The sequence below is a fragment of the Yoonia sp. BS5-3 genome (genome assembly GCF_038069655.2).
Taxonomy (GTDB): domain Bacteria; phylum Pseudomonadota; class Alphaproteobacteria; order Rhodobacterales; family Rhodobacteraceae; genus Yoonia; species Yoonia phaeophyticola.
The window spans coordinates 2,993,524-3,008,515 of the sequence record NZ_CP150951.2 but is presented as its reverse complement, the minus strand read 5'-3'; the positions used below and the strand labels follow the sequence as shown (position 1 = coordinate 3,008,515).

General features: G+C 58.2%; 13 protein-coding genes. 3 read left to right on the top strand and 10 right to left on the bottom strand.

Annotated features, from left to right (window positions below; translation table 11 throughout):
* Window positions 1-38 precede the first annotated feature (38 nt).
* The 10 genes from AABB29_RS15320 to dusB form a co-directional block, all read right to left on the bottom strand.
* Entirely contained in the window at window positions 39-863 is an 825-nt protein-coding gene (locus AABB29_RS15320) for a hypothetical protein (RefSeq protein ID WP_341366089.1), read from the bottom strand.
* A 92-nt stretch (window positions 864-955) separates the two neighbouring features.
* Window positions 956-2,230, bottom strand: a complete 1,275-nt coding sequence (hflX, locus tag AABB29_RS15315) for a GTPase HflX (protein WP_341366090.1) — start codon at window positions 2,228-2,230, stop codon at window positions 956-958.
* A 2-nt stretch (window positions 2,231-2,232) separates the two neighbouring features.
* Window positions 2,233-2,466 (bottom strand): RNA chaperone Hfq, encoded by a 234-nt coding sequence (hfq, locus tag AABB29_RS15310; RefSeq protein WP_007204924.1) that lies wholly within the window; start codon window positions 2,464-2,466, stop codon window positions 2,233-2,235.
* Between the two features lie 115 nt (window positions 2,467-2,581).
* Window positions 2,582-4,102 (bottom strand): potassium transporter TrkG, encoded by a 1,521-nt coding sequence (locus tag AABB29_RS15305; protein WP_341366091.1) that lies wholly within the window; start codon window positions 4,100-4,102, stop codon window positions 2,582-2,584.
* Window positions 4,102-5,478, bottom strand: a complete 1,377-nt coding sequence (gene trkA, locus AABB29_RS15300) for a Trk system potassium transporter TrkA (protein WP_341366092.1) — start codon at window positions 5,476-5,478, stop codon at window positions 4,102-4,104. The genes AABB29_RS15305 and trkA overlap by 1 nt, the downstream gene beginning before the upstream one ends.
* On the bottom strand, window positions 5,475-6,878 hold the full coding sequence (locus AABB29_RS15295) for a sigma-54 dependent transcriptional regulator (RefSeq protein ID WP_341366093.1): 1,404 nt from the start codon (window positions 6,876-6,878) through the stop codon (window positions 5,475-5,477). Before AABB29_RS15295 ends, trkA begins: the two co-directional genes overlap by 4 nt.
* Window positions 6,879-6,885: 7 nt before the next feature.
* On the bottom strand, window positions 6,886-9,135 hold the full coding sequence (locus tag AABB29_RS15290; RefSeq protein WP_341366094.1) for a PAS domain-containing sensor histidine kinase: 2,250 nt from the start codon (window positions 9,133-9,135) through the stop codon (window positions 6,886-6,888).
* Window positions 9,136-9,241: 106 nt separating this feature from the next.
* Window positions 9,242-10,621: a response regulator gene (locus AABB29_RS15285; RefSeq protein WP_341366095.1), complete on the bottom strand. Its 1,380-nt coding sequence runs from the start codon at window positions 10,619-10,621 to the stop codon at window positions 9,242-9,244.
* Window positions 10,621-11,697 (bottom strand): ATP-binding protein, encoded by a 1,077-nt coding sequence (locus AABB29_RS15280; RefSeq protein WP_341366096.1) that lies wholly within the window; start codon window positions 11,695-11,697, stop codon window positions 10,621-10,623. Before AABB29_RS15280 ends, AABB29_RS15285 begins: the two co-directional genes overlap by 1 nt.
* Window positions 11,694-12,695: a tRNA dihydrouridine synthase DusB gene (gene dusB, locus AABB29_RS15275; protein ID WP_341366097.1), complete on the bottom strand. Its 1,002-nt coding sequence runs from the start codon at window positions 12,693-12,695 to the stop codon at window positions 11,694-11,696. Before dusB ends, AABB29_RS15280 begins: the two co-directional genes overlap by 4 nt.
* A gap of 187 nt (window positions 12,696-12,882) precedes the next feature.
* Between dusB and AABB29_RS15270 the strand changes: the two genes are divergently transcribed.
* Genes AABB29_RS15270 through AABB29_RS15260 form a run of 3 tightly spaced genes read left to right on the top strand, consistent with a single transcriptional unit; the run spans window position 12,883 to window position 14,980 of the window.
* Complete coding sequence (locus AABB29_RS15270; protein ID WP_341366098.1) at window positions 12,883-14,016, top strand: bifunctional 2-C-methyl-D-erythritol 4-phosphate cytidylyltransferase/2-C-methyl-D-erythritol 2,4-cyclodiphosphate synthase; 1,134 nt, start codon at window positions 12,883-12,885, stop codon at window positions 14,014-14,016.
* Window positions 14,013-14,495 carry a phosphatidylglycerophosphatase A gene (locus AABB29_RS15265; RefSeq protein ID WP_341366099.1) on the top strand — a complete coding sequence of 161 codons (483 nt, stop codon included), beginning with the start codon at window positions 14,013-14,015 and terminating at the stop codon, window positions 14,493-14,495. Before AABB29_RS15270 ends, AABB29_RS15265 begins: the two co-directional genes overlap by 4 nt.
* Window positions 14,492-14,980 carry a CinA family protein gene (locus AABB29_RS15260; protein ID WP_341366100.1) on the top strand — a complete coding sequence of 163 codons (489 nt, stop codon included), beginning with the start codon at window positions 14,492-14,494 and terminating at the stop codon, window positions 14,978-14,980. Before AABB29_RS15265 ends, AABB29_RS15260 begins: the two co-directional genes overlap by 4 nt.
* The last annotated feature ends 12 nt before the right edge of the window (window positions 14,981-14,992 follow it).

The following is a 14,992-nucleotide window of genomic DNA, read 5'->3' as shown; positions in this document are numbered from 1 at the left end:
TTTGCGATGCGGGTGGCTCAGTTAAAACGCAAAACACTTTAGCCTCCGATCTTCAACCACATGGCAGTGGCATCATCACTCACTTTAAACCGTGGAAAGCGCAGGCAAGCGGAATCCGCCTCCTCGATCTCACGGATTTCTTCCGCCAGTCTTGCCAGCCCATCTGATCGCACTGCGGCAGCGAGTTCCTGCGCAGAGTATCTTTGATAATCCGTGACCAGACTGGCAAACCCATCGCTCATCAAAAGCAGCTCATCCCCGACCGCAATATCATGATGCGCATAGCGCGTGACCGCCGCACTGGCCTGCGCATCTGGACTAAGCGCCGCATGCCCATCCTGTGCGCGATGGGCACGCCGGTCCTCAAGAACTGCGCCAGACAGCGCGCGCGCCGCACCAACCCCATCCCCCAATGCGCGGGCGTCCTCGGCTTCTGCACTTGTGTCAGGTTCTCCGGTGCACCACAGGACATCATCCCCGGACATCCGCAAAATCGGGCTATCCGCGGCCCATGCGACTGAAAGCCCGTTATCTGTCAATTGCGCCAAACAAAAGGCGGCTTTAGGGACTTCCCAGGCTGCAATGACGTCTCGCGTCTTTTGGCGTTCAAACTGGTCTTCAATCCGGACAAAGGCGGTTTGACATGAGGCCTGAATGTTCCCGGCCAGCGCGGCGCCAAACGCCAGGCTTGCGGTCTCGGCGAGCCAAGCAGCGCCGCCCTGTTGTCCCAACAAACCGGGTGGCGCCAGATCGGTTGCACCATCAACGACCCAGGCCAACTGCGCTGTTGCCCCGCATCGATCATCATTCGGCGTGGTCAGCGTTCCGTTGATACTGATCGATTGGAGGGTTTCAAAATGCACAGCTTCGTCCCCTTGCGTTGAAAAGGCGTTATTGCTGGTATCGCGTAACAGTAATAAGACAAAGGCAGCAAATACGCCGGCGCATTCACCCGCTAAAGCTGCGCAAACCGTTTCTTTTGCAGCTCAGTCCAAAAGACGGTCATGTCGTAGCCCTCGTCGGTCATGACATCTTCGGTGACGATCCCCGCATCAAACAGCCAAGCCCGGCGGCGCCCATCGGCGAATGGCAGATGCAGCGTCTCGGTATGGCGCGGGTCTTTCAACTTGTCGGGGATTGCCGCAAGCAGTGGGTCCATCCCCTCACCCGTCAGGGCCGACACCCCGTAAAGATCGGTAGTTCGTTCAACTTGGGTCAACGTGGCCGCGCGGGCTTCATCGTCCAACAGGTCGATCTTGTTCCAGACCTCAACAATGGGCGCCTCATCCCCGATCCCGAGGCCTTGCAGGATCGCGTGCACGTCCTCGGCCTGCTCTTCGGTCTGCGGGTGGCTGATATCACGTACATGGACGATCAAGTCGGCATCTAATACCTCTTCCAGGGTCGCCCGGAAAGCCGCAACCAATTCGGTCGGCAGATCGCTGATGAAGCCCACGGTGTCGGACATGATCACCTCATCGCCTGTGGGCAGCACAATCTTGCGCATGGTGGGGTCCAGGGTCGCAAAGAGCATATCTTTTGCCAGCACCTCGGCCCCGGTCAGCCGGTTGAATAGGGTCGATTTACCCGCATTGGTATAGCCGACCAAGGCCACAATCGGGAACGGGACCTTGGCGCGCGAGGCGCGGTGCAATTCGCGGGTCTTGACCACTTTGGCCAATTGTTTGCGCAGCCGGTTCAACTGTTCATCAATAGCGCGGCGGTCCGCCTCAATCTGGGTCTCGCCCGGGCCGCCTACAAAACCCAAGCCACCGCGCTGGCGTTCCAGGTGAGTCCAGGCACGCACCAATCGGGTGCGCTGATAGGACAGCGCCGCCATTTCAACCTGCAAAACACCCTCAGATGTGCGGGCGCGGTCGCTGAAAATCTCCAAGATCAAGCCGGTGCGGTCAAGCAGTTTGACACCCCAGGCCTTTTCAAGATTGCGCTGTTGAACGGGCGTCACTGGCCCATCGATCAAAACCAGCTCAATCTCGGCGGCTTTGAAAACACCCGCGAGTTCATCAATCTTGCCCTTGCCGAACAGCATGCCAGGTTGAATACGGGGCAAGCGAACGACATCAGCGCCGCAGACCTCGAGATCAGGCAATGCAGCGGCCAATGACACGGCCTCTTCCAGCGCCGGCTCTGCGGCACGGCGGCTTTGGTCTGATTTCAGATCGGGATGCAGCACCCAAGCCCGGGTGACGGGCTTGTCATGTTCAAGCAATGCTACTCTTCACCTTCATAAAGGCTGATGGGCTGCGCAGGCATGATGGTGGAAATCGCGCTTTTGTAGACCAATTGCGATTGCCCATCACGGCGCAGCAGCACGCAGAAACTGTCGAACCATGTGATCACGCCCTGCAGTTTGACGCCATTCACGAGGAAAATGGTCACAGGTACCTTGGTTTTACGGACATGGTTCAGAAACGCGTCTTGCAGATTTGCTTTATCGGCAGCCATTGCGACTTCCTTTTTTTGTTATTTCGGCCGCGCAACGGCCCCCCAGATTGTGATCGCAGTATGTCGCGAGGTTTCAGGACTTTCCAGTGCAAAAAGACGAAACCACGTTCAAGGCTTAACGCTGCCAAATTTCGGGGTTGAAAAGGGCGATAATCGCCAGCGTTTCGAGCCGTCCCAGCACCATCGCCGCCGCTAGAATTGCTTTGGCCGCGTCCGGAATGCCGGAATACGCAATGGGTGTTTCCGCAGCAAAAGACGCCAGCGGTCCGGTTGTTGACAAGGCAGACACGGCCAACACCATTGAGGTTTCAAACTGCACGCCCGTCAGGGACAACAGCAGCATGACACCGGCGATGCTCAACGCGAAAAGCATGAAGAACACCCAAGAAATGACCGCGCCTTGTTTACGCACCCTGCGCGCTTCGCGCCCACCGCCGCCGATGGATGAAGGGTGCAGCAGGCGCTGCTGCTCACGCTCCCCATGCCGATACAGCGCATAAATGCGCAGCAATTTGACACCGCCCGCCGTCGTTGCAACGCCCCCACCAATCAGCGCCATCCCGATCAAGAACAGCCCCGGCGTTTGCACACCCGACCATGCGGCGGCCCCGTCCCAATAACGCGATTCAAACCCCGTGGTGGTCAAAAAGGACGTCACCGTAAACAGCGCGCCCCAAAGCGCCTGCCCCACATCCAGCAAGCTCGCCGCCGTTTCCTGATCAGACGAACCCAAAAAATGGCGCAAGAACAGCAGTACAGTGACACCGCCGATCAAGACCATCGCCGTGCGGAATTCAGCATCATGCAGCAGCCCGCTTTGCCGTTCACCAATCAACCCGCGACTAAAGGTCAGCCGGGACAGCGCAAATATGAAAAAGGCCAGGATCAGCAGCTCGCCCCAGAATCCCGACGCGGCAAAGTAAAGTCCGTTGATCGGCGAAATCCCCGAGGTCGACAGGGTCGACATCGCATGGCACAGGGCGATGTAGGGAAACTCGCCCATGATCACCAGGCCGATCCACAAGGCCAAAGTCAGCCCTACATAAATCGGGGTCAGCGTCAGCGTGTAGCGCACCATCCGTTCTTGTGGGTCGGTGATCCGGGCAATCTGGGTAAAGGATACTGCCGCGCCCGATCCCACGGCTGAGGCGGCACGCACCTCAAACCCGCCCAGGTTCATGGGCGCAAAGATCGACACCGCCGTGATCCAGATCAAAAGCCCGCCCAGCCAACCGACAAGCGCCCGCCACAAATGCAACGATGGGGTTAGCCGCCCCGCCGTGTCATAGACGGTCGCCCCCGTTGTGGTGAAGCTTGAGACCATTTCGAACCAGGCGTTCAGATAGGTTGTATTGCCCACGGCCTCGTAAAACGGGACGGCAAACATCAGGGGCAGCACAGTGAAGGCCGACAAAAGCCCGATCAACTGACTGCGCGCCACGTTATGCGGCGCATAGCCTGCCGTGGCCAAGCCGATGATCAAGGTCAGGATCGAAAACAGGATGAACCCGTAGAAGAATACACGCATCGTGTTGAAATCTTCCATGATCACGGCGTGACCTGCCGGGACAATCATGGCAAGCGACCCCAACCCCATCAGCACCACGAAGAATGGCAGGCGGACGATCCAGCGCATCAGAAAAAGTCGATCGAGACCTGAAGAAGCCGTTCCACCTCGGGAACGTCATCACTTATCGCAAAAATAGCGATCACATCGCCCTCTTCGATACGGGTATCGGCTGTGGGCTTGATCACTTTGCCTTGCTTCATCACGCCGCCCACCAATGTACCTTCGGGAAAGGCGACCTCGCGAATGCGCTGTCCGGCAATGGGCGAGGTCCCCAGCACCTGCGCCTCAATCACTTCGGCCTCGGCATCGCCAATGGAATAAACGCCGCGCACCCGGCCGTGACGAATGTGGCGCAAGATTGAGCTGACGGTGGTGGCCCGTGGATTGATATAGGCATCGATATCCAGCGGGCCCATCAGCGGCACCAACGTCGGGTCATTGACCAGCGTGATGGCCATGGGGCAGCCCATCTCTTTGGCCCTCACCGAGGCTAAAAGATTGGTCTTATCATCATCGGTAACCGCCAAAACGGCGTCGGCCGTGGCGATGTTGGCCTCTTCCAGCAGCTCGGCATTCAACCCATCACCATTCAAAACAATGGTGCGGTCTAGCGCATCGGCGGCATCCTCGGCGCAAATGCGGTTTTTTTCGATCATCTTGACGCGGACCCGTTCGGTCCGGGTTTCAAGCGCAAGGGCCACGGCCAGGCCGACATTTCCGCCCCCAATGATGACCACGCGTTCTTGCTTGGATTGGGTCTTGCCGAAAATCTCAAGCGTGCGGGTCATGTCATCAGTGTGACAGAAGATATAACACTCATCGCCCGGGAAAATCTGATCCCCTGAGGCGGGCACAAACAACGCGCCCTCGCGCCGGATGCCCACCACCACGGCACGCAATGTTGAAAATAGATCGGTCAGCTGGCGCAGGGGCGTGTTGATGACGGGGCATTCCTCATCAATCGTGATCCCCAGCAATTGGGCGCCGCCTTCCAAAAAACTCTCGGTATCAAAAGCAGCAGGAGCAGCAAGACGCTGCAAAGCCGCGTCAGCGACTTCTTTTTCAGGCGAAATCACCACGTCAATTGGTAGATGATCGCGGCGGTAAAGGTCAGAATAACCCTTGTCCAAGTAGCTTTGCGCACGCACCCGGGCGATCTTGCGCTGCACCGCAAACACGGAATGGGCAACCTGGCAGGTTACCATGTTCACCTCATCGGAATGGGTGGCCGCGATAACCATATCGGCATCCCGTGCCCCTGCCCGGTCCAGCACGTCCGGATGGCTCGCAAAGCCGGCAATGCCTTGCACATCCAATGTATCCGTGGCGCGGCGAACCAGTTCGGGGTTATGATCAACAACGGTGACATCATTGTTTTCGCCCGACAAATGGCGGGCAATCTGCCAACCAACCTGGCCTGCGCCGCAAATGATGACCTTCATGTTTCTTCGCCTTCAACATAGGCAACACGGCCGCCCGCCTTGTTCGTGGTCACAACGCCTAGGGATTTGAGTTTACGATGCAAAGCAGACCGCTCCATCCCGACGAATGAGGCGGTCCGGCTGATATTACCGCCAAAACGATTGATCTGGGTCAGCAGATACTCACGTTCAAACAGCTCGCGCGCCTCGCGCAACGGCAGCGTCGCCAAACCACCGGCCAGCACAATACGGCTTTCGTCATCGGGGGCCTCGTCACCCGCGGGCAGTTCTTTTGCCGAGATGTCACCAGTGTTTTCTCCAAGAATAAGAACACGTTCAATGACGTTCTTCAACTGACGAACATTGCCTGGCCAGAGCATGGTTTGCAGCAAAGCGCGCGCATCCTCGGCCAGTTTGCGCAGCGGCAGGCCTTGGGACTTGTTGCAATTTTCGATGAAATGCTCAGCCAATAGCGGAATATCCTCACGGCGCTCTTCAAGCGAAGGCACTGCAATCGGCACGACGTTCAGCCGGTGATACAATTCTTCGCGGAAAATCCCAGCCTCAATCGCAGCCGGTAGATCGCGGTTAGTGCTTGAGATCACCCGCAAATCAACCTGTACTTTGTCCGCGCCGCCAACCCGTTGAAACCGCTGATCAACAAGGACACGCAGGATTTTTGACTGTGTCCCAAGGGGCATATCGGCCACCTCATCAAAATAGATGACGCCGCCATTCGCCTCTTCCAGCAAACCCGGCTCAATCCCGCGCCCGCTATCTTCGCGGCCAAAAAGGACCTCTTCCATCCGCTCAGGCTCAATCGAGGCAGAATTCACCGTAACAAACGGGCTCGACGCGCGGTTTGAATTGGCGTGGATGTAGCGGGCCGCGATCTCTTTGCCCGCACCGGCAGGGCCGGTCAGCATGACACGGCCATTGGATTTCGTCACCTTCTCAAGCTGGGATTTCAAGGCGCGGAAGGCGGCACTGTCGCCGAGCATCTCGGCGTTGGCGGTTTCACCGCGCTTTAGCTCCAGGTTCTCACGGCGCAGGCGTGACGTCTCCATCGCGCGGCGAATAACGACCAAAAGCTGATCGATATTGAACGGCTTTTCGATGAAATCATACGCGCCCTGCTTGATCGCAGCGACAGCGATTTCGATATTGCCATGCCCCGAAATGATGACGATAGGGATGTCAGGATGGTCGCGCTTGACGGCTTTCAGAATATCAATCCCATCCATCCCGCTATCTTTCAGCCAGATATCCAGGATCATCAGCGCTGGTGGTTCTTTTTCGATCTGCGCCATGCATTCATCGGAGGTGCCTGCCAGACGGGTGGTAAAGCCCTCATCTTCAAGGATATCCGAAATCAGCTCTCGGATATCACGCTCATCATCTGTGATCAGAATATCGCCCATATTGCCCTCACGCTGGTATTTTTGCAGCCGCTGCCCCTGCGGGCATGACTGGAAGTTGGATAATTGCGCAGGCACCGGCATGGTCCTGCCCTTCAAAAACATCGGCATCCGTCAAAGTCAGCACGCCGCTATGTTCCTCGATGATCTTTTTCACAATTGGCAGGCCAAGGCCGGTGCCGCTGCTGCGGGTCGTTACATAAGGCTCAAACAGGCGCGCACGATCCTCGGGCAGGCCAATGCCATTATCTGCAATCATGATCGTCACGGCTGTTTCATGGCGTTGCAGCGATATTCGGATCTCTGGCTGGTAGCCCTCGGCGCCAATTTTCTCGGCATAGCTATTGGTAGCCTCGCCGGCATTCTTGATCAGATTGGTCAGCGCCTGACTGACCATGGTCGAATCTATATCAGCCAGCACAGCGTCATCCGGCAGATCAGAGCGGATTTTCACATCCGGCAGCCCCGCCACCTGCAAGGTGATCGCATCCATCAACAGCTCGCGGAGATCGGCAACCTTCAATTGCGGCTCAGGCATACGGGCGAATTTCGAAAACTCATCAACAATGCGGCGCAGATCATTGGTCTGGCGGACAATCACATCGGTCATCTGATCCAGCTTGGCGGCGTCCGCGCCAACCTCTTTGCGGAACTTGCGTTTGATCCGCTCAGCGGACAACTGAATAGGGGTCAGCGGGTTCTTGATCTCATGGGCAATGCGGCGGGCCACATCGCCCCAGGCGGCCATCCGCTGCGCGCTGACAAGATCGGTGACATCGTCAAAAGCAACCACATAGCCCTCAAGCGCACCATCTGCGTTGCGACGCGGGGACATGCGCACCAGCAGGCTTTCTTGTTTGCCTTTTCGGATCAGATTGACCTGTTCCTGCACACTATCGCTGCCTGCATTGCGGACCTGATCAAACAAGGCGCCAAATTCCGGGATCGCGACAGCCAAGGCGCTATCCGCCTGATCGGCCCCTACCGACAACAATCGCCCTGCCGACGGGTTCACAAAGGTCACGCGGCCGTCAGCGTCCAATCCGACAACGCCCGATGTGACCGAGCTGAGCACAGAGTCAAACAGGCGCCTGCGGCGCTCGGTCAGCCGGTTGGTCTCAAGCAATTCATCGCGTTGTTCTTTCAAACGCCGGGTCATCTGGTTGAAATAGCGGCCCAATTGGGAAATTTCGTCGTGATCATCCTCCTCGATCACGCGCACATCCAAATCGCCAGACCCAACCCGTTGCGAGGCTGACACAAGCCGGCCAATCGGGCGGGACAGCCGTTCGGCAAACCACAGCCCGCCCCAGATCGCGCCAAGGATCAGAACGGCGGCAAAGCCAAAATACAGTAGACCAAACTGCAACAGGATTTGGCCGCGCTCATTCGACAATTCTTCGTATTGCTGCACCGTTTCGGTCGTATCATCCAGCAGAGACAGCACACTGCCATCAACTTCGCGGGTGACGTAAAGATAGCGATCACGAAAAGCGCTCAGGGGGATCAGCGCCCGGAATTCGTTGTTTTCAAGGTCTTCGATGATGGCGAGACCCGTGGCGTTCGCCTCAACAAACACCTCAGCGTCTGGCCTTTCAAAATCAAAATCGTACGAGCTCGCGCCGCGTGCGGCGATATCCCCTAAGCCATTCAAAACAAAGGCTTCGCTCAGACCGCGTTCGATCTGGGCCTGCACATCGCCCAAGGCGCGGCGTACCTCGCCATCATCCATGAACAGGTTCGACTGCCGCTCGCGGTTCAGATAGGCCGCCAACCCGCGCGCATCACGGGTCAGCTCTTGTACATGTTCTTCCTCATAGGCCTGCGCCGTCGTCAGCGAGGTCCGCAGCACGTTCCCCACCGGCTCAGCAAACATACCGTCCAGCGCAACGGACACCATCAGTACCGAAAAGACCGCAACCAGAATAGTCGGCACAAGGGCTGCCATCGCGAAAACACCGGTCAGACGCAAATGCAGCCGCGAGCCTGCCGATTTGGCCTGCCGTGCCGCAATCATCCGGGCGACCTGGCGCATCACCAGCGCAAGAACAATCAGGATATAGATCAGGTCGGTCAGCAGCACCAAACGCAACAGCGTCGAGGACGCGCCGCGATCCATCGGCACGATCACGATATAGGTCAGCAGCACAAGAAAAGGGCCGGCCAGCACCAGCCCCCCTGTCAGCGCGCTTTGGACATGCCGCTGCCGCTGCCACCGGCTGAACCGGTTAAAATTAAAGCCCAAAAGGGTCCGCTGCACGCGCAAAGCCCTGCATATTAGGACGGGGGCTAGCCCGCCGATACCGCCTGTTGACCCTGGTTCAACCGATACGATGACGCATCGGTGCCACGGTTCTGTTGCGGTTTTACATCAACTTGCGGCGGCGTGTCACGCGGATATCGAGATCTGTGATCTTCTTGCGCAAAGTATTGCGGTTGATCCCCAAAAGATCTGCGCATTTGGCTTGGTTACCGCCTGTGGCATCAAGCGCGATCTCAATCAGCGGGCCTTCAACTTCGCGCAGAATACGGTTGTACAATCCGGGCGGGGGCAACACCCCACCATGAAGATCAAAATAGCGGCGCAAGTGCTTGGCAACGCTTGCAGAAAGCTTTTCACCCTCACCACCCGATCGGAGCGGTTCGATCGCAGGTTGATTGCCGAGAACCATCTCAACCTCGGCCCGGGTAATCTCTTCTTCGGCGGCGGTGAAGACCAAACGGCGCACGGCATTTTCAAGCTGGCGAACATTGCCCGGCCAGCTATAGGCGCGTACCAATTCCAGCGCCGCAGGGCCGAAACGGCGGACGGGGGCGCCATCACGCTCGGCGCGGGCCAGAAAATGATCCGCCAGCAGCGGGATATCATCAACGCGCTCGCGCAAGGATGGTACATCCACAGTGACACCGCCCAGACGATAGAACAGATCCTCGCGGAATTGGCCGTCTTCCATCCGGGCCATCAGATCCGTCTGCGAGGTCGCCATGATCCGTGGTGCATTATCACCCAGACTGTCCAGCATCCGCACGATGCGGGCCTGCGCCTGATCGGACAGATCGCTGACCTCATCAAACAGGATCGATCCGCCCTTGGCACGGCTCAGCACGGTTGAGGGGCCATCCATCCCCTCCAGATCAGCTGCGGCGACAACGACAAAAGGCAGGTTCCGGCGGTCTGAAAAATCATGCACAGCACGGGCAATCAACGATTTCCCAGTGCCGCTTTCACCGGTGATCAGCACCGGCAATTGGGTATTCATGACGCGGGCCACAAGACGGTAAAGGGCCTGCATGACACCTGTGCGGCCAACGAGGGGCAGATCGCCCCCCTGCTCGGTCGAGGTCACATCAGGCGTGCGCGACGGCGTCACAGGCGCACGGCGTTTCACCTCAAGCGCCCGGGCGGCCCGTTTCATCAAATCAGGCAGATCAAAGGGCTTGGGCAGATAATCATACGCGTCCGCCTCAGCCGCCTGAATGGCGGTCATAATCGTGTTCTGGGCCGAAATTACGATGACAGGCAGGCCGGGCCGGGCGTCCGAGATTTGCGGCAACTGATCAAGACCATTGCCATCAGGCATCACCACGTCAGAGATGACCAGATCGCCCTTACCCTCGCCAACCCAGCGCATCAGCGTGACCAGCGATGATGTCGCATGTACCTTACAGCCAGCCCGGGTCAGCGCCTGCGTGAGCACCGTGCGGATCGTCCGATCATCATCGGCAACTAGAACGGTTCCGTCCATTATTCTTCTCCTGTCTCGAATTCTTTGGGGGCCAGTGGCAATGATATGCGGAACACCGTGCGGCCAGGCACGCTATCCACCGATATCCAACCGCCACCTTCGCCGATCAGCTTTGATACAAGGGCAAGCCCCAATCCGGTGCCGTTTTCGCGGCCCGATACAAATGGTTCAAACACATCATCGGCGATCTCGGGCGGCAGGCCCGGTCCGTCATCAATGATTTCAACCTGCAAAGGCAACCGGGCTTGGGTTCCATCGGAACGGCGCACGCGCAGCGATGTGTCATAGAACGTATGCAACCGGATCGACCCGCCATCCTTATTCGCCTCAGACGCATTCTTAAGCAGGTTCAAAAACACCTGCAGCAACTGGTCCGAATCCGCCAAAGTTTGCGGCAAGGATGGGTCATATTCCTCAACAAAAAGCATATGCGCGCCAAAACCAACGGCAGCCGATTGGCGGGCGCGGTCCAGCACGTCATGCAGATTGACCGGGCGCAGAACGGGCGGGCGCAGATTGCCGAACTGTTCCACCTGCTCTAGCAATTTCACGATCCGGCGGCTTTCCTCAACGATCAGATCGGTCATCTCCAGATCTTCGGTGCTCAGACCCATCGACAAAAGCTGGGCAGCGCCGGTGATACCCGCCAGCGGGTTCTTGATCTCATGGGCCAGCATCTCGGCCATACCGATGGCAGATTTGGCGGCCTTTTCGGATGAGTGGTTTTGATTGATCCGGCTGGCAATCTCGCGCGGGCTGATCATCACGATCATCATATCATCAGTCCCCTGAAGGGGGGCAAATTGCAGATTGCACAAATGCGGGGCACGCTCGCCGCTGCCGACATCAACATCGTTTACAAAAAGCGAGGTACGGTTGCTGCGCGCCCGGGCAAACGGCCCCTCAAGCGGCGCATCAATCATCACCTTGTCCCAGATTTTCTGGTTCAACAACGCTTTGGTCGACAAGTTCAGAAAAGACTCGGCCGCCGGATTGGATGAAACAATCAGATCATCCCCATCCAGCATCAGTGCAGGCACAGGCAGCGAATTCCACAAAGCCGTATCAACAATCATGCGGCAACCTGCATATCCAACGCCTCGGGCAAATCACGCAGCACATCCGCCGGGTCTACATGGGTCAGAATGGCCTTCCGCAAAGCAGGCGCCGTACTGACATCATCCATATACCAGCCCAAATGTTTCCGGGCGACTTTGCGGCCCAGCTCAGTTCCATAAAACGACAACATCGCCTCGTAATGTGTGCAAACCATATCGATCAGGGCGCGGCCCTGCGGGATTTTAGGGGCCGGGCTGCCATGTAGATTGGCGGCCACTTGGGCCAGCACCCACGGGCGGCCCTGCGCGCCCCGGCCAATCATCACACCATCCGCGCCAGATAGCGCCAATGCCTTGCGGGCTGATGCCGCATCCACAATGTCGCCATTGGCAATCACGGGGATGGACACGGCCTCTTTGATCTTGTTGATCGCAGCCCAATCTGCCGAACCTTTGTAGAACTGACAACGGGTGCGGCCATGGATCGTGACCAGTTTGATGCCTGCATTCTCGGCGCGGCGGGCGACATCAGCGGCATTCAAACTGTCATCATCCCAGCCAAGACGCGTTTTCAACGTAACCGGCACATTCACAGCGCCCACCACCGCCTCAATCAGGCTAAGGGCATGATCAGGCGTGCGCAGCAGGGCCGATCCGGAGTATCCATTCGTCACCTTCTTGGCCGGGCAACCCATATTGATATCAATCATCGCGGCGCCATTCGCCTCGATCATGCGGGCGGCTTCCGCCATCCAATGGGCATCGCGGCCTGCGATCTGCACTGCAGTACCCGCTTGATCAAAGCCAAGCTCTGCCCGCTCGCGCACGCCCGGTTTGGCCTGCACCATTTCCTGGCTGGCAACCATTTCGCTGACAACCCAACCAACCCCGAATGAAGCAACCAATTGCCGGAAGGGCAAATCGGTGATGCCCGCCAATGGCGCAAGCGCGACCGGTGGGGCCAGGCCCACATCGTCTAAAATCAGGGATTCGCTCTTTGCCAAAGGAACAGTCATTCGCTCAAAGGGTGTGCATTGCCCTTGAAATAGGACGATCACGCGGGTCCCACAACGCGCGCCAGTCAATATTATCCCTGAAAATCAGCAACCGCACAAAAAATGTGCACAAATGGCCTTTCACAGCGGAATTGCGCCTGACCTCTTAGCATCCTAGAACTGAGCGAGGCATTTTCACAGGGCACAGATGCAAGTAGCGGCCATCATCGTCGCCGCCGGGCGCGGCACACGCGCGGGCGGCGCACTGCCTAAGCAATGGCAGCAATTGCACGGCGCAAGCGTTCTATCGCGCAGTATTACAGCATTTCGGCGACATCCGCAGATCGATGAAATCATACTCGTTCTGCATCCCGATGATATTGCAGCGGGGCGCGGCGCGCGGCTACCCGCAGATCGAATCGTTGCAGGCGGTGCAACGCGGCAGGCCTCGGTCCTGGCAGGGTTGACAGCTTGCGACGCGCAAATACAGCAGGTCCTGATCCATGACGGCGCGCGCCCACTGATCAGGCCTGCATTGATCGATAGGGTGCTAGCAGGCCTGACCACCCATCAAGGGGCAGCCCCCGCCCTGCCGGTCACGGATACGCTATGGCATGGGGAAGATCATAAGGTCGTCGGGCTACAGGCACGTGATGGGCTGTTCCGGGCACAGACCCCGCAAGGCTTTCACCGCGCACCGTTGTTGCAAGCGCATCAAAACAGCACCGCAGAGGCCACCGATGATGTCAGCGTGGCACGGGCGGCAGGGCTGGACGTGGCGATTGTGGCAGGCGATGAAGACAACATCAAAATAACGGCGCCGAATGACTTTGAACGGGCCGCCCAACTGATGAGAGGCAACATGGATATCAGATGCGGCAATGGCTATGATGTGCACCGGTTTGGGCCGGGTGATCATATCTGGCTCTGCGGTGTGCAAATCCCGCATGGGCGCGGGCTGCAGGGGCATTCAGACGCTGATGTGGGGATGCATGCGGTCACAGATGCGCTTTATGGGGCGCTGGGGATGGGCGATATCGGGCAGCATTTTCCGCCCTCGGATCCGCAATGGAAAGGGGCCGCCAGCTATATTTTCCTTGAACATGCAGCGCGGCTTTCTGCCGAAAACGGGTTTCAAATCAGCAATATAGACTGCACACTTGTCTGCGAATGGCCCAAAATCGGACCGCATCAAGATGCCATGAAAAACGCATTGGCGGATATTCTAGGGATCGGGGCGGACCGGATCAGCGTCAAAGCCACAACATCCGAGCGGTTGGGCTTCACCGGGCGCGAAGAAGGGATCGCCGCACTGGCCACAGCAACATTGGTAAAACCATGACCCATCTGATCGCCACCTTCTTTTACGTCGGACACCTGCGGCCAGCGCCGGGCACCTGGGGATCATTGGCCGCCCTGCCCGCCGCTTGGGTCATCTATGTGCTGACAGGCCCTTGGGGGCTGGTCTGCGGCATCCTCGCCTCTTACGGGCTGGGGGTTTGGGCAACGGGCGTTGAAACGCGCGGCAAAGACAATCACGACCCGTCCGAAATCGTGATTGATGAGGTCGCCGGCCAATGGATCGCCCTGCTTCCCGTGGCCTTTGGGGCTGCGGCAAATGGGGTCAGCATCACTGCGCTTTGGCCCGGCTGGATTGTAGCCTTTGTGCTTTTCCGGCTCTTTGATATCACCAAATGGGGACCGGTCGGTTGGGCCGACAGGATGCATGGACCAACGGGGGTGATGCTGGATGATGTCATCGCCGGAGTATTCGCAGCGGTCGGGGTCGCAGGGCTTGCCGCCCTTGCGCATATGACATGAACCAGATCGCCAAAGACATCCTGCAGGCCGCGCAAGACAAACATCTGATGATCGCCACGGCCGAAAGCTGCACGGGCGGAATGATCAGCGCCGCCCTGACAGACATTCCCGGCAGCTCGGCCGTTTTTGACCGGGGCTTTGTCACCTATTCGAATGCGGCCAAAGCGCAGATGCTGAATGTGAAAGTGGCCACACTTGATCAACATGGGGCCGTCTCCGAACAGGTGGCCGCCGAAATGGCGCAAGGCGCGCTGGCGGCCTCGAACGCGCAGATCAGCGTCTCTGTGACCGGGATCGCCGGGCCAGGTGGATCAGACCATAAGCCCGAAGGGCGGGTCTGCTTCGGGATCGCAACACAGCATACGTGCCACACGGAAACCGCCGATTTCGGCGCGCTGGGTCGGGACGGCGTCCGGCAGGCCGCAACGCAAAAGGCGCTGAACCTGTTGATGTCCGCCATCACCGATTTCGCGATGACCGGATAAGCGCCCTGCCCG

Excerpts from the sequence above, each read along its gene's own strand:
- AABB29_RS15305 (WP_341366091.1), bottom strand. The coding sequence starts at position 4,102 with ATGCGCTGGATCGTCCGCCTGCCATTCTTCGTGGTGCTGATGGGGTTG.
- AABB29_RS15295 (WP_341366093.1), bottom strand. The coding sequence starts at position 6,878 with ATGGGCGATATTCTGATCACAGATGATGAGCGTGATATCCGAGAGCTG.
- trkA (WP_341366092.1), bottom strand. The coding sequence starts at position 5,478 with ATGAAGGTCATCATTTGCGGCGCAGGCCAGGTTGGTTGGCAGATTGCC.
- AABB29_RS15280 (WP_341366096.1), bottom strand. The coding sequence starts at position 11,697 with ATGATTGTTGATACGGCTTTGTGGAATTCGCTGCCTGTGCCTGCACTG.
- AABB29_RS15270 (WP_341366098.1), top strand. The coding sequence starts at position 12,883 with ATGCAAGTAGCGGCCATCATCGTCGCCGCCGGGCGCGGCACACGCGCG.
- hfq (WP_007204924.1), bottom strand. The coding sequence starts at position 2,466 with ATGGCTGCCGATAAAGCAAATCTGCAAGACGCGTTTCTGAACCATGTC.
- dusB (WP_341366097.1), bottom strand. The coding sequence starts at position 12,695 with ATGACTGTTCCTTTGGCAAAGAGCGAATCCCTGATTTTAGACGATGTG.
- AABB29_RS15265 (WP_341366099.1), top strand. The coding sequence starts at position 14,013 with ATGACCCATCTGATCGCCACCTTCTTTTACGTCGGACACCTGCGGCCA.
- AABB29_RS15260 (WP_341366100.1), top strand. The coding sequence starts at position 14,492 with ATGAACCAGATCGCCAAAGACATCCTGCAGGCCGCGCAAGACAAACAT.
- AABB29_RS15285 (WP_341366095.1), bottom strand. The coding sequence starts at position 10,621 with ATGGACGGAACCGTTCTAGTTGCCGATGATGATCGGACGATCCGCACG.